This window comes from Crateriforma spongiae (genome assembly GCF_012290005.1).
Lineage (GTDB): Bacteria > Planctomycetota > Planctomycetia > Pirellulales > Pirellulaceae > Crateriforma > Crateriforma spongiae.
In genome coordinates, this window is the sequence record NZ_JAAXMS010000002.1 from 133,946 (window position 1) to 148,274 (window position 14,329).

Sequence of the window (14,329 nt, forward strand, 5' to 3'; positions counted from 1 at the left end):
CGGCGTTCACGCAAAATAGCCTGGAAAGTGACCGTGCGTCAAAGCGGCAGGTTTGCTAAAGAGGGCCTGTCGGTGAACGCAGTGATGCTGGCGTGGCCTGGGAAAAGGGCGACGTCGACCGATTGCTTTGATGTGTTTCGTGTTATCTGTCATGCAGGGAGGATGATTTCTGACATGACCACTAAAACGGTCTTCACAACGGGTGAAGCGGCCAAAATTTGCAAGGTCAGCCAACAGACGATCATTCGTTGCTTCGACAATGGTTCTCTGAAAGGATTCCGTGTCCCCGGCAGTAAGTTCCGGCGGATCCCTCGGGAGCAGCTGTACCTGTTCATGAAAGACAACGGCATCCCGACCGATGCCTTGGAAAGCGGCAAGAAAAAGCTGCTGATTGTCGACGACGACGAGGATCTCGTGGAATTGATCCGCGACGGTTTCGAACGTGACGGTCGGTTCGACATTCGCACGGCCAATAACGGTTTCGACGCCGGCATGGGCGTGAAGGAATTTCGTCCGGACTTGGTCGTTCTCGACGTGATGCTGCCGGACATCAACGGCAAAGAAGTTTGCCAACGCGTCCGTAGCGATCCGTCGATGGACACCGTCAAAATTCTGTGCATCTCCGGAATGGTGGAGCACAGCAAGGTTGACGCCTTGAAAGCCGCCGGCGCCAACGACTTCATGCAAAAGCCGTTCGCCATCGACGACTTGGTCGCTCGATCATGCGACTTGCTTGAAATGGATCGCAACGTCCCCGGCTGATCCGGTCCGCGATCCAGATTGCGTTGTCCCCACCTTCCCCCCAACCACACGGCAAGCGGACTGTTCATGCGACTGCTGCCGTGTCTCCGCATTGCCGGTCAACGCTGGTGGTTGCCACTGTCCGCGGGTGCCGCTGATGTGTTGATGCGCATCATTCTGATGTCTGACGGGGACGCTCCGGCACGTTCGGCAATCGATCGACTAGCCGAACAGATAAACGACGATCCACCGCTGATGATTTTCACAGCGTTGGCGATGATCGCATCGGGCTCCATGCCTGAAACAGGCAAGACGTCCGAAACAGATCGTCAGCGAGGCAATACGGCAGAGCAAAACGAGTCTTCGAAGCCAGATGCCAAGGGAAAGGAAGACGTATCGCGTCGCAGTGTCACAACCATTGAACTGGCACATTGGTTGTCCGCACACGCGATTGATCTGTTTTCCGATGGTGACGCGTTTCTCGCTGCGCCCGAAGTCACCCCTACGACGCGAGCACGATGGGGCGAACTTCAAAGCTATTTTGCCACACTGCCACGACACCGCTGGATTGACCAAGCGGATCTGTGGTTGGAGGTTTTCGGCCCCCAGGTCTCAAACGACTGGAAACAAACTTGGCCCAACTGGTTTGATCCGGCGGAACACGACGACACGTCACGTTCCCAAGACAGCACGCCGCCTGCGGTGACTCCGCTGCAACGACTTGCACGACAACGCAAACAGCAGTTGGCACTAGAATCCGAATTTGAATTACAGCTGGAACAAGCGAAGTTGGCTTCACTGAAGGAACTCGCGTACGGGCTGAGCCATGAGATCAACAACCCGCTGACGAACATTTCCACGCGTGCCCAACAGTTACAGCGTGACGAAGCGGATCCACAGCGTCATGCCTCGCTGCAACGGATCGTCGATCAAGCCTATCGGGCTCACGAGATGATCGCGGATTTAATGTTCTATGCGAATCCACCACAGCCCGATTTTTCCATCGGGGACGTGACACCGGTGGTCCAAGGTGCCATCGGCGATTGGATGGATCACGCAGATGAACAGGCGATTCAAATCCGTTCCGACCTGCCGTCTTCACTTCCCCCGGTGAAATTCGATGCGGACATGCTGCACGAAACACTTGCGGCATTGATCCAAAATGCAATCGAAGCGATCGGTCGCCATGGAACCGTGATCGTGTCCACCCAAGTCAACGGCGACCGTCCCGACGACGATGATGCGGCCGAACATCACCGCTGGATCAAAATTCATGTCGCCGACAGCGGACCGGGACTGTCACCCCTAGCACGACGGCACGCGTTCGATCCCTACTTTTCCGGCCGGGAAGCGGGGCGTGGATTGGGGCTGGGCCTTTGCCGCGCCTACCGAATCGTGCAACTGCACCAGGGACGAATCCATTTGGCCGGTGGGGCGGCGGGATGCGTGGCGACCATTCAGTTGCCGATCGCTCTGCCCAACGCATCGCTAAACATGGCAAACGTGTCCACGTCCCGATAACGTTCGCGTCAGAAATCGGTCGACGACCGCTATCGACCTAGGCTTCTTGAAACAGGCGACCCGACGCACGGGCGTGGTCGTCTTCGGGCAACACGCGAATCAGTTCTTCGGCGGTGGTCCACCCCGTCGCCAATCGCAGTCGCCCCGCTGTCTCCAACGAAAGGTTGCCTGCCTGGTGACTCATTCGTGCCAATTCCTGCTCGTCGGATCCGTGCTGGATCGCGTCACGCATCGACGGGGTCACCCGAATGATCTCCGGCAGACAAACCAGACGGTCGTATCCATCAACACAACGATCACATCCGACCGGCAACCACAAATTGCGTGGCATGTCGTTGGGCAAGCGTGGACGCAGGTCGGATAGAAAATCGTCGCAATCCGACATCGAAATGCGTTGTCGACAATGTGGGCACAATCGCCGGACCAACCGTTGCGCGACCACACCCACCAGACTGCTGGCCAAAAAGTGTGGCAAAACTCCATAGGACAACATCGAATGCACCGCACCGGCCGCGGTACGAGCATGAACGCTGGCCAAAACCAAGTGGCCGCTGCCGGCCGCACGCACGGCAACCTCCGCCGCACGAGCATCGCGAATTTCTCCGATCATGATGACGTCCGGAGAATGACGCAGGATCGCAGCCAACAATTGCGCAAAATCGATCCCACCGCGCACGTTCACTTGGGATTGGACGATCCCGTTCATCACGTGTTCGATCGGGTCTTCGATCGTATGAATTTTGCGATCCGCCTTTTGAAGGTATTTCAAAAACGAATACAGCGAATGTGTCTTTCCGCTTCCCGTGGGTCCGGAAACCAGCACCAGCCCGCTGCCACAATCAAGCAGCTGACGCATATGATCGGCCTCGCTGGCAAAGATCCCCAGCTGGTCAATCGAAAGAATCGATTCGTTGCTTCCGAAAATACGCAGGGCCAAGTCATAGCCGTAGATGCTGGGCAGGGCGTTGATTCGGACGTCGACCATGCGCCCGTCGTCCAATTCCAACAACTCTCGACCTTCCACCGGTTTCATCTGATCGGTGACGTATGCGCCACTGACGGCACGAAAGTGGTTTTGCAGCCGGCGACCGGCGGCATGGGAAAGCCGCTGGACCGTTTCTAATTGCCCCATCCGACGTAGACGCACGACCACGCTGGTCGATTCATCGGTCAGAAACACGTCCGTCGCATCCACAGACACCGCATAAGTCACCAATTCGCGTGCCGCAGCTTCGGGATCAAAGGCCTGCAAGTCGGCTTCGTCGCGGAAATCGATTTCAAGGTCGTCTGAAGTCGTACTCATTTGGTTTCCTGAAACCTGGGCTCCGATTCAACGGATTGTCGCTGATGCGAATCCGGGTCGGCGGCCGGCGGCGCGGCGTTTGGATCGCCCTGAACCGGGGCATCTGCTGGAACCTTGGAGATCGCAGGTCCACGAGACGTCGATTCGACAGTGGAGTCGTTGACTGAATGCGAGTTCGCGTTCTGAGCCGACGGCGTGGTGCCGAGACTGTCCAGATCCTGCATATCAACCCACTGGGACGTTGTGCCGTGATGCTGCTGAACGTCGAAAACATCCTGTAAATTCAACAACCTGATCATTCGCATCAGCGGCGATGGTGCGTCGACGATACGAAAGCGTCTGCCGCCGGTGACAAGCACTTGGTGCAAGTGGAACAGCATGCCGATACCGCGAGTTGAAACCGAATCGCAGCGATGCAGATCCAAAACGACTTCAGGCGATCCGGCGACGGCGTCGTCAGCCCCGCGTCCTTGATCCAGCTTGAAAATCAAGTCATCGGCAAGCCCCACCGGATCGGTCGGATCCAATCGCCGGCGTACCACGACGGTCTGCCGTCCATCGACCGGCAGCGAAAATTCAAAATACTCACTGAGGCTCATTCGTTCGATCCCGGTGAAGGAGGTTGCCGGGGCGACAACGGCTTTCGCAATCTTCCCCGCGACCGTATTGGCGGCCGCACGGTTCGTTGACCGTTCGATTCGCCGTTGCCGGATTCAGGGGATGACGTCCCCACATCGGCAACGCCCATCTCTTGCTGGTTCATCTTTTCACGAGGATCATCCTTGCGGCCCGCGTCGGGTTGCCCCGAGACCGGTCGACCGACTGCGCCGTGATCTTCCAACGCAGGACCGTTCGCCTGTGTCGTCGAAACCTGGTTCCGGCTTCGCTTGCCGCGAAAACGTGTCGCCACGAAAGTTGCGGCCGACAACAACAAACAAGTGAATGGAAACCAGCCGGCGGAGCGGACGTAAAAGCTTTCTCGCGGATCGATCATCGCCCGAACTTCAACCACGTCTCCGCGTTGTTCCACGGCTTCACCAAAACCCTCGTCAAACCAGTTTTCAAACACCGACGGTGTCAAAGACTTCGATCCGATTGAACTGCAGAAAAGCTTTCCATCACAGTTGGCAACGACCATGGATTCATCCGGAACCAACCCGACCAATGGACAGCGATTTGCGACCGCAGCAGCCAAGACGGCACGCGTCATCAACCTCGGCCAGCGAGTCGCATTGGTCAGACGTGTCGGCATCACGATTACCGCCAAATCGACCGACGTTGATCCCTCCGGTGCATCCGATAGTATTTCACGCAGTGCGATTTCGATGTTGCTGGACGACGTCACGCAACAAGCCAACCGCAGCGGCATGGCCCCAGCGGGATCGCTGGCCGACACGGACTGGCAACGTGGACGCCACAGCGACGTCGGTACAACGGCGGTGGCTGCCGGGTCCAAGGATTCCAGCTGACGACCACCATCGCTAAGATTCATCTCAACCACCCAGGGACCATCGGCCTTTGTGGTGGACGCAATCGTTGTGGCCTGGTCGATCGGCCGATCCGAATTTGAATCGTCATCGATTGACACGGGTCCGGCATACTCGACCACGTTCAGGGCGGCTTCCGCCTGTTGGTCGTCGCCCTGACGATAAATCACCAACGCTGGGGCACCGGGTAATTCGATCGGCACCAAGTCATCATCCGGTGGTGCACCCGGCAGTTCCAAATCCCCGTCGGCATCGATCATGCCCAAGGATGCCGCATCCATCCGAATCAACGGCGGCGCATCCAACGCGGTCAGCAATAACGGTCGATGGTATCGGGCGATGGCCATGCGTCGCAGGGTGACATCTTTGACGGCTCGCGATTCAAATTCGCGACGCAAAATCTGTTGGCTATCGGAACCGCCGATGACCGACAACGGATACAAGCTGCTTTCAAACAGTTTCCAGTTGCGTGTCTCTTGCACACGTTGAAACCCGTAATAGCGGGCGAAGTACAGCATGCCGGCGGTGAACAAAATCGCCAAAGCCGCCATCCCCAGATGTTGGTCTCGCGCGCGATCCCGATTCCGTCGAATAGCGGCTTGCATGGACGTGAAAGCCGATTCGCGTCTTCGAACCATCATGGGTCGCGACAAATCCACCGGCTTTCCCTGGCTTGACGGTGCCAGCGACGGGGCCGTTAGGTCATCGGCGGTCGTTGCAGCCTCTGGCATCGGAATGTGACGCTCCAAACGTCTCAAACGACGCGTGATCCAAATTACTTCGGCGACGCTGGCACCACATCCGATCATCAATGCGCTAAGTCCAACGCTGCCTAACAAGTCCGTCAATTGCAACAACTGGGGACTGTCGGTGACCGCGTGGGCCAACTGTCCCAGCCCGAATCCGCCGAACAGGTTGGCCCGCAGATATTCGACGGCAGACCAAGCCACCGGAAGCCATAGATACGACGGTGCCATCCAAACCGATCGACCGGCGCGGCCGATCCCGATAAACAAGGGCAGGGCAGTGGCCAAGTAAACGATCTGTCCGAACCCCATGGTCCAGTTGACCGTTGCTGTGCTGCCTTCAAGCAACAACAGCATCAACCACATCAACAGCCCGCTTAGGTACACCGCCAGGTATCCCAGCGGCGTGATGCGTCGCGCGTCCAATGTCAGCATCGCCCAAGGCGTTGCGACCAAGAAACCAAGCTTGCCCAACCCGAACGGCCCCAGGGCCAACACAAACATGGTCGCACCGATCAACGAGTATGCCGCCACGACCGCAGCCGATTGATTCGGCTGGTTCATTGCGGCGGGTTTCGTTGCAGCGGCATGCCCCGCTTGATTGCCGGCACGATTCAATGGCGCCGCATCGTTCGCTCGGTCACTTCCGAAATTCTGATCGGACGTTGATTCACCTGGACGATCGCCATCACGCAATCGCGTCGGCTCGTGTGGCGAATCCACAGACGCCACCCGCGCCGGCGTACCAATCGGTTTTGCAGATGAGGACATGGCAGCGAGTCACGACAGGAGGACCAGGACGAATCTTGCCGATCAGGACCGGGTGAAGGGATTCGGCCAGACGGCTAAGTTCGGCCAGATCGACTGATTTTGTGGGTGTCGAATCGACATCGCATCCTGATCCACCGCAACGATTCGGCCCGTTGATTCCACCGCATCCATCCGGAAGGGCCATCAGGATGAGTTCGTCCCGATCGAGAAGTATGGTGCGTCAGGAACCGTGGTGCCAAGACTTTGGCGGGGTGCGAGTGTGACGGTTCATCGAAAATTCATCGCAGCGGTGGCCATGTCCGATGGTCCAGACGGGCCGACCGCGGGCAAATCAGCCCGGATGGTCGAATCGAATCGGATGTTGGATACTCTGACGGTTTGTCTGCCGAAGTCGCGGATTTCGATTCGAATTCACGCGGCACCGCTGACACCGACGACACCTTCGCAAGCCCATCGTTGTCCATGCTTGATTCCGTATCCGCCATCCTGAACGCCCTGGCGTCCGGCGACGCTTCGGCGCGGCAAATCACCGAACGATCGCTGGACGCCATCGCCCAGACGGACCCGAAAATCAACGCCGTCACTCATGTGGCTGCCGAAGCGGCTTTGGCGACCGCCGATGATGTCGACCGTCGCCGAGCGGCCGGCCAACCGCTTGGCGCACTGGCCGGTGTGCCGATCGCCATCAAAGACCTGATCTGTACCACGGACATGCCGACGACTTGCGCATCAAGGATGCTGCGCGACTTCGTGCCACCCTACGACGCCACGGTGATTCGAAAGCTGCGTGATGCCGATGCGGTCTTGATCGGCAAAACCAACATGGACGAATTCGCGATGGGGGCCAGCAACGAAACCAGCGCCTACGGCCCGACGCGCAACCCTTGGAATCATGACCGCATTCCGGGCGGCAGCAGCGGCGGATCGGCCGCCACGGTCGCCGCCGGTCAAGTTCCTGCCAGCCTGGGAAGCGACACCGGCGGATCCATTCGTCAACCCGCCTCACACTGTGGCATCACGGGGCTGAAGCCGACGTATGGTCGAGTCAGCCGTTACGGCCTGGTCGCATTCGCCAGCAGCCTGGATCAAATCGGCCCCATGGCTTGGTCGGCCGAAGACGTCGCGTTGCTGCTGGAAACCATCGCGGGTTATGAACCACGCGATTCCACTTCGCTGGACACGCCGGTGCCCGAATACAGCAAGGCGATCCAATCGGCCGATTTGCGGGGCATCAAAATCGGGGTCCTGCGTGACGGATTGGAACAAGACGGCTTGGACGAATCGGTTCGAAAATCGGTGACCGAAGCCATGCAAGTCTTCATCGACTTAGGTGCGGAAATCGTCGACGTCCAATTGCCGCACAGCCAATATTGGGTGCCGACTTATTACGTGATCGCTCCCTGCGAAGCCAGCAGCAACCTTTCCCGCTATGACGGCGCCCATTACGGGCATCGATCGGATGCCGACATCGATCCCGCCGACGGCCCCCTGCTGTCGATGTATCGACATAGCCGCCAAGAAGGTTTCGGCAGCGAAGTCAAACGACGGATCATGATCGGCACTTACGCGCTTTCGACCGGTTACTACGACGCTTATTACAACAAAGCCTTGAAAGTCCGTCGGTTGATCCGCGGCGACTACGACGCGGCGTTCCAACAGGCCGATTTGCTGCTCGGTCCGACCGCACCGACGTCCGCTTTCGCTCTGGGCGACAAGCTTGACGATCCGATCCAAATGTACCTTTGTGATTTGTACACCGTCGGCGCCAACTTGGCCGGGATCCCCGCGATATCAATCCCGGCGGGCCTTGACGATTCGGGCCTGCCGATCGGCGTGCAGCTACAGGCCCCGGCGCTGGAAGAATCCCGCTTGCTGTTCGCCGCAGCCGCGTTCCAAAGCCAAACCCAGTTTCATCAATTGCGACCGGGCAAACCATAGCGGTGCATCGAGCACGGAAGACACCGCTTGTGCGTGGCCCCGCTTGGGCGCGGGCTTTCTTGCACAGCCGAATCGTTTTCCGAATCTGTTCCGTTTCGCATTTAATTTTATCGACACTCCTCCTTCCTGGCCGCTGCAACGACATGCCGCAATACGAAACCATCATCGGGCTGGAAGTCCACGTTCAACTGAAGACCGACAGCAAGCTGTTCTGCGGTTGTAGCACTCAATTTGGTGCGCCGCCGAACAGCCAAGTCTGTCCGGTCTGCCTGGGCATGCCCGGTGCGCTTCCGGTCATGAATCGCCAAGCCATCACCCTGGCGGTCAAAGCCGGGCTTGCGTTGAACTGCAACATCCCGCCGATGACCAAATGGGACCGCAAGCAATATTTCTATCCCGACCTGCCCAAGGGATATCAAATCAGCCAATACGATCTTCCCATTTGCGCTGACGGCTTCTTAGACATCGACGATCCTGCATCCGAAGGCGACACGCGACGCATCGGGCTGATCCGGGCACACCTGGAAGAAGACGCCGGCAAGAGCCAACACGACGAAGCGTCGGGTCGCCAAGATTCTCGCATCGACTTGAATCGATGTGGCACCCCGTTGTTAGAAATCGTCAGCCAACCGGATATGCGCAGCAGCGCCGAAGCCAAAAACTATCTGACCGAACTGAAGCTTCTGTTGACGCACTTGGAAGTGTCCGACTGCGAAATGCAAGAAGGAAGTTTGCGTGTCGATGCCAACATCAACTTGCATCTGGATGTGGATGGCAAAAAGATCGCCACGCCGATCGTTGAAGTTAAGAACATGAACAGCTTCCGCGCCGTGGAACGAGCGTTGGATTACGAAGCGGAACGCCAATACGCACACTGGGAAGAAACCGGTCAAACGATCAAGGACGCCCCCAAGACGACACGCGGGTGGGACGATTCGCGCGAACAAACGTTCGCCCAACGGGAAAAAGAAGAATCGGCCGACTATCGGTACTTCCCCGATCCCGATTTGTTGCCCGTACGACTGCCCCGATCGTTCATCGATCAAGTTCGCGACACGATCCAAGAAACTCCCGCCCAGGCCCGTGACCGCTTGCAGACCCAACACGGTCTGTCGGCTTACGATGCGGATGTGATCGTCAATCAAGGTGCCGCCATGCTTGGGTACTTTGAAACCGTCGCCGATGTCAGCGGTGACCCCAAACGCGCCAGTTCGTGGATTCAGCAGGATGTATTGCGAACGTTGAAGGAACAGGAAACGTCGATCGAAGAGTTCCCGATTCCCGCCAAGCGATTGGGAGAATTGTTGGGCCGTGTGCGGTCGGGTGATCTGGACAACAACCGCGCGCGAGATGTCTTCGCGTATCTGATAGACAACGATTCGGATGTCGATTCGGCCTGCACCGCACTGGGAATCGAAGCGGTGGACAGCGGCGAGATCGAATCGCTTTGCCAGAAACTACTGGATGACAATCCGCAAGTGGTCCAAGACGTTCGCGGTGGCAAACAACAGGCGGTCGGCCGCCTGATCGGACAAGCGAAAAAGGTGAATCCCAACGCGAATCCACAGCAGGTCCGCGAAACACTCTTGAAGCTGATCAACGGCTGACGCGGGCACCGCTTTTTTTGTCCTTACTGTCGACACATTTCGGGCCATGGCGTCTGCCCCGGCCAATGCCGACGCCGGTGCGTCACCCTGTCGCACCAATGGGTGCCGCTGGTGACCTAGGTTTGGTTGTCCACTACCACACCCGAACCCGAGCCCAGCGAAAATGCTCAACCGCATCTCCGTACGCAGTCGTCTGCTGCTTGTCGCCTGTTTGATCATGGCATTGTTTGCCGAAATGTCATACTTCGGCGAACAGAATGGCCGAAACGCTGCGGAGATCGGATTGCGGCTTAGCACCGAGCGCATGTTGCACGACCAGAAAGAAAAACTGCAGGTCGCCAGCCATACGCTTGCCGAAGCATTGGGTGAACACATTCGTGGCATCAACACGAAAGACGAACGGATCGCCGAGATTCGTCGTTTGATCGACGGCATTCGTTTCGAAGACGATCGATCGGGATACTACTACGTCTACGATGGGACGACGAACGTCGCCCTCCCGACCAACCATTCGTTGCAGGGCACCGACCTCTCGGACATGACCGATGTTAATGGCGTCCCTCTGGTGGTCGATCTAAACGATGCCGCAAATCAGGGTGGTGGATTCGTCCAATATGTCTGGGACAAACCGGGGCACGGACCGACGGCCAAGCTGGGTTATGCGGAATTGATTCCGGGCACCACCATGTGGTTGGGGGCCGGTGTCTATCTGGACAATATCGATGAACAACAAGCATTGATCCGCGCAGAATTAGAACAATCTCTTTCAAACAATGCTTGGTCGATGCGTTTGATTTCGACCCTGATATTCATCGCCATTCTAGCCACCAGCCTGTGGGTGGCATGGGGGCTATTGCGTTCGATCAAGATGGTCACCCAAAGCCTGCATGACATCGCCGATGGTGAAGGCGACTTGACCAAGCGAATCGAAATTCATTCGCAAGATGAATTCGGCGAATTGGCCGGTTGGTTCAATCGATTCATGGACAAATTGCACCAAGTCGTTTCGACCATCGTCAACAATGTCACGCGTTTGGACCAAGAGGCACGCAGCCTTTCGGGCGTCGCCGATGACCTTGCGTCACACGCTAAAAACAGCAACCGACGTACGAACGATGTCAATTCATCGACGCAGGAAATGAGCCAGAACATTTCGCGAATCGCATCAGCCGTGGAACAGTCACGCAACAACATCGCCACCGTGGCAACTGCCGCGGAAGAAATGACGGCGACCATCGGATCCATCGCCGAAAGCACCTCCGAGGCGACCGATGTATCGATGCGAGCGGTTGATCAAACCAAGTCCACCTGGCAGCGGATCCATCACCTGGGGTCTCGTGCCGATGCCATCGATGAGGTGACGGAGGTGATCACTGAGATTTCCGAACAGATCAATCTGCTGTCGCTTAACGCAACCATCGAAGCCGCTCGATCAGGCGAAGCAGGAAAAGGCTTTGCCGTGGTGGCCAGTGAGATCAAGGACTTGGCAAAACAAACCGCTGACGCGACGCTGGACATTCGTGAAAAAATCACGGACGTTCAAACCAATACCAACAACGCCGTGACGGATATCGAAGCGATCACCGCCGTCATCGAAAATGTCAATGCGATCGTCGCTTCCATCACAGCCGCGGTCGGCGAACAATCCAAAGCTGCTCAAGAGATCGCGTTGAACATCGGCCAGGCCGCTCACGGGATGGACGAAATTAACCAGAGCATCAACGAAGTCTCCACCGCGTCGACCAGCATCTCCGGCGACATCGCTGCCGTCAGCCAGTCCAGTGGTGACTTGTCCGGATGCAGCGAAAAAGTGGATCACAGCAGCGACGACCTGAAAGAATTCTCCGCTCAGTTGCTGCAGACCCTTTCAACGTTCCGCGTCTGATTCGATCGCCTTGATCGGTGCGTCCTCAAAAGGCGAAAAGCGAATTGTATCCGGCGGCAGTTCGCGCCCGGGCACGCTGTGTTTGGTATTCGTAACCCGCCAAACCACGACGCCGATACACGCGACGGTGCCAGGTCAATGGCCGCTGTACCGTGGGATGCGACCGATAGACGGGGATCGATCGTTGAACCGGATCAGCTGAATGCACGATCACCGGAGCGTCATAGACCACCACCGGCGATTCTGTCGGCGAGGGAACGGTATACGTCATAACGCCCTGTGGATAGACGATCGCTGAATGCGACGACCAAATGACTTGGTCCGCAAACACACTGGACTGTGCCGAAAGAATCAAACACACACTGGCGAATGCCAAAATTGCAAGTCGTTGTGAACGCATGACGGATCCGAAAGTGATGACAGGTGGGGCGTTGAGGCATCACACCGCTTTGATTCCCTCCCTGTACTCTCGGTGATCCCCATCGCTTCAAGGGATAGACGGCCACGACATCCGCCAAAGACGGTCCATCAAAGACTCGTTTGCGCCAAAGTGTGGGCGGGACAAAACGAAATGATGGGCCGATCCGGTGCGGCGAATGAGGTCATTCCGACACTAGTCGGAGATGTCAAACGACACAAGCAACCAGTTGGGTACAAACGTGTCGTCCCACCGCGGTTGATCTGAATCTGCGGAATATGCCGACCAAGATGTGACTTTCCGGTGCGACATTCACGCTGGAACCTTCTTAGAAGAACAGTTGCAACTGGGTCCCCAGAACGGTCTGGCCATTGCGGCCCGCCTGGTCGACCAACAATCCGGTATTTGCTGAGGTGAACGGAACCGGGTCGAATGAGTGCAACACCTCGGTGGTCCATTTGCAGGCATGACGTGCAAAGTACCAATTGATCCCTAAAGAGAGGACATTCAAAGAACTGTCCGAGACGGGCAAGGCCAATGCCCCCGTATTGATCACCCCATCGAAATCCACGTACTCATAGCGTACATACGGCTCGAACTTTTCCGGAACGACTTGATAGCTGGACATCATCATCACGCCGGTTTGATCAATATTGCCGTTGGATTGTTGGGCATGACGACCGACCGTACTGACGAATGCCATGAAGCCAGCGTTTTCATAGGTCAGGTCCGCTGTCCAACTGATGAAGTCTTCGTCGACTCCCAAGACGTCGTGCGTTTCGCCGTGCTCGTAGTGCATCGATAGACCGGCGAACAACGCGGGCCCCTCATCTGCCCACGATGCAAAGTCACCGTATTGCGCCCACTCCCCGAACAGCTTCCAATCGCCGCCCACCGTCAATGCAAAGTCCGTTTGGTCTTGGAAGAAGTCTTTCGTGCGACTGACAGATCCCGAATGCCTGCCATCGCTTAAGAAACCGATCAGGCGGAACTGAGGCGTCTGGCCGGTCAAAGTGATGCCCTCCAAGACACCTGTTGAAAACACGGAATGGTAATAGGAACGATCGATTCCCAATTGACGGGTGTAACTGATATCGAGTTCCCGCAAGAACGCCGGGTTTCGAAGGCGACCGATCTGCATCAACAACGCGTCGGAGAACGCATAGCTTATTCGGGCCTCTTCCACGAATCGGGTCCCCGATGACCGTTCGCCGTTCAAAACAAACCAATACTGCAATTGTGGGTTCAGCACGTTGCCGGTGAAGATCAACGAAGCTCGTTCCAGCACGAAACCAGCTTCCAATCGGTCCCCAACCGATGCATCAATGTCGCGCCAATTGGAATAGTATCGCGTCTGCAGCAGTCCAAGCATCCGGAGCTTGAAGTTGCCGTCGGCAGTCCCCAGGTAAAAGCCGTGGTCGTATCCCGCGTCCAAATCCAGCCAACCGGGATCCGCGTCACAAGCAAGATCGTCTGCCTCATTTTCGTCAGGGCAGGGCACTGGCACTTGCAAATCGGATGCGACTTCGGGTTGAACCAAAGCTTCCCAAGCCTGTTCAAAAGCGGGATCGGTTTGCCGCCCGATCCTCGCGGCGTCTTGCAATACATCGACCGTCTCTGTCGTCCCGACACTGGTCAGGCAAGACAAAATCAGCAGTCCACAAAGACAATCCGGACGAAAAGAAAAGCTTGGGGCATTCATCGTGACTTGATGTTCATTGCGGCACCCACCGCAGCAGATACCTTTGATCGAAAACGCCGCACATGCAAACCATCATGTCACAAAAGAGCATCGTGACTCAGGCGATTCATGACGACCGAACGTTCAGTAGCGTCCTTCGGGAATCGGGATGAGTGAACCCCACAAGAAGTGGACCTCCAGGTCCACTTCTCAGCGTCGCCGCGCCGTACA

The 14,329-nt window shown here is 57.1% G+C and carries 10 protein-coding genes; 5 read left to right on the forward strand and 5 right to left on the reverse strand.

Features of this window, described 5'->3' with window-relative positions; translation table 11 throughout:
- The first annotated feature begins 174 nt into the window (after window positions 1-174).
- Window positions 175-762, forward strand: a complete 588-nt coding sequence (locus HFP54_RS04715) for a response regulator (RefSeq protein ID WP_174820194.1) — start codon at window positions 175-177, stop codon at window positions 760-762.
- A gap of 66 nt (window positions 763-828) precedes the next feature.
- Window positions 829-2,262, forward strand: coding sequence for a sensor histidine kinase (locus HFP54_RS04720; protein WP_168564275.1), 1,434 nt, complete (start codon window positions 829-831; stop codon window positions 2,260-2,262).
- Window positions 2,263-2,299: 37 nt separating this feature from the next.
- On the opposite strand, the gene HFP54_RS04725 is transcribed toward HFP54_RS04720, so the two are convergent.
- From HFP54_RS04725 to HFP54_RS04735, 3 genes are read right to left on the reverse strand one after another with little or no spacing between them, the layout of a single operon-like run.
- Window positions 2,300-3,565 (reverse strand): GspE/PulE family protein, encoded by a 1,266-nt coding sequence (locus HFP54_RS04725; protein ID WP_168564276.1) that lies wholly within the window; start codon window positions 3,563-3,565, stop codon window positions 2,300-2,302.
- Window positions 3,562-4,164, reverse strand: a complete 603-nt coding sequence (locus HFP54_RS04730) for an STAS domain-containing protein (RefSeq protein ID WP_168564277.1) — start codon at window positions 4,162-4,164, stop codon at window positions 3,562-3,564. The genes HFP54_RS04725 and HFP54_RS04730 overlap by 4 nt, the downstream gene beginning before the upstream one ends.
- Complete coding sequence (locus tag HFP54_RS04735) at window positions 4,161-6,569, reverse strand: hypothetical protein (protein WP_168564278.1); 2,409 nt, start codon at window positions 6,567-6,569, stop codon at window positions 4,161-4,163. The genes HFP54_RS04730 and HFP54_RS04735 overlap by 4 nt, the downstream gene beginning before the upstream one ends.
- Before the next feature lie 462 nt (window positions 6,570-7,031).
- Here HFP54_RS04735 and gatA point away from each other — a divergent pair, with 462 nt between their 5' ends.
- The 3 genes from gatA to HFP54_RS04750 all read left to right on the forward strand — a co-directional run bounded on the left by gatA (window position 7,032) and on the right by HFP54_RS04750 (window position 11,999).
- The gene (gatA, locus tag HFP54_RS04740; RefSeq protein WP_168564697.1) at window positions 7,032-8,507 is read left to right on the forward strand and encodes an Asp-tRNA(Asn)/Glu-tRNA(Gln) amidotransferase subunit GatA; all 1,476 of its coding nucleotides are present in this window, start codon (window positions 7,032-7,034) and stop codon (window positions 8,505-8,507) included.
- Between the two features lie 143 nt (window positions 8,508-8,650).
- A complete protein-coding gene (gene gatB / locus HFP54_RS04745) occupies window positions 8,651-10,114 on the forward strand; it encodes an Asp-tRNA(Asn)/Glu-tRNA(Gln) amidotransferase subunit GatB (RefSeq protein WP_168564279.1) in 1,464 nt (487 codons plus the stop codon).
- A gap of 163 nt (window positions 10,115-10,277) precedes the next feature.
- Window positions 10,278-11,999, forward strand: a complete 1,722-nt coding sequence (locus tag HFP54_RS04750) for a methyl-accepting chemotaxis protein (RefSeq protein ID WP_168564280.1) — start codon at window positions 10,278-10,280, stop codon at window positions 11,997-11,999.
- Window positions 12,000-12,024: 25 nt separating this feature from the next.
- Here the strand turns inward: HFP54_RS04750 and HFP54_RS04755 are convergent, their stop codons facing one another.
- Both HFP54_RS04755 and HFP54_RS04760 read right to left on the reverse strand, forming a co-directional pair.
- Complete coding sequence (locus tag HFP54_RS04755; RefSeq protein WP_168564281.1) at window positions 12,025-12,399, reverse strand: hypothetical protein; 375 nt, start codon at window positions 12,397-12,399, stop codon at window positions 12,025-12,027.
- A gap of 346 nt (window positions 12,400-12,745) precedes the next feature.
- Window positions 12,746-14,119 carry a putative porin gene (locus HFP54_RS04760; protein WP_168564282.1) on the reverse strand — a complete coding sequence of 458 codons (1,374 nt, stop codon included), beginning with the start codon at window positions 14,117-14,119 and terminating at the stop codon, window positions 12,746-12,748.
- Window positions 14,120-14,329 lie beyond the last annotated feature (210 nt).